The following is a 691-nucleotide window of genomic DNA, read 5'->3' on the forward strand; positions in this document are numbered from 1 at the left end:
GCCGCCGGGGACCGGGGTGATGGCCTCCACAAGGGGTTCGGCCTGCTCGAAGTCCACGTCCCCCCGCAGGCGGCCCGCGGCCGCATCCCAGTTGATGCCTACGTCCACGACCACTTGGCCGGGGGAGACGTGTTCCTTCCCGATAACGCCTGCCTTGCCCGCCGCGGCCACCAGGATCTCCGCCTGACGGCACTGGCCCGGCAGGTCCGCCGTCCGGGTGTGGCAGATGGTGACGGTGGCGTGGCGGCCCAGCAGCATCATGGACACCGGCTTGCCCACCACCAGGCTCCGGCCCACCACCGTGACCCGTTTGCCCCGGAGCTCGCAGCCGAAGTGGTCCAGAATTTCCAACACGGCCTGGGCGGTGCAGGGGGGATACCCCGCCCCCTGGCCGGAAAAGACCGCCGCCAGGGAACCGCTGGTGATGCAGTCCACGTCCTTTTCGGGCCGCAGCGCTTCACATACCGCCCGCTCATCCAGATGCTTGGGCAGAGGGCGGAACAGCAGGCAGCCGTGGATGGCCGGGTCCTCGTTGATCTGCCGGATGACGGCCAGCAGCTCGTCCTGGCGCACGTCCGCGGGTAGGACGAAGGGACGTACCGAGACGCCGACCGTGCCGCACCGCTTCATGGCGCCCCGCTCATAGGACAGATCGTCCTCCCGCTCACCCACCCGGACGATGGCCAGGGTG

The 691-nt window shown here is 69.8% G+C and carries 1 protein-coding gene; it reads right to left on the reverse strand.

Annotation, left to right across the window (positions count from 1 at the left end; translation table 11 throughout):
* Positions 1–691 (reverse strand): bifunctional 5,10-methylenetetrahydrofolate dehydrogenase/5,10-methenyltetrahydrofolate cyclohydrolase (locus B3H64_RS02080; RefSeq protein WP_286732536.1); only part of this gene is annotated, 691 nt, incomplete at both ends.

Origin of the sequence: Intestinimonas sp. UBA1698, from assembly GCF_002320075.1 — a bacterium.
Lineage (GTDB): Bacteria > Bacillota > Clostridia > Oscillospirales > Oscillospiraceae > Intestinimonas > Intestinimonas massiliensis.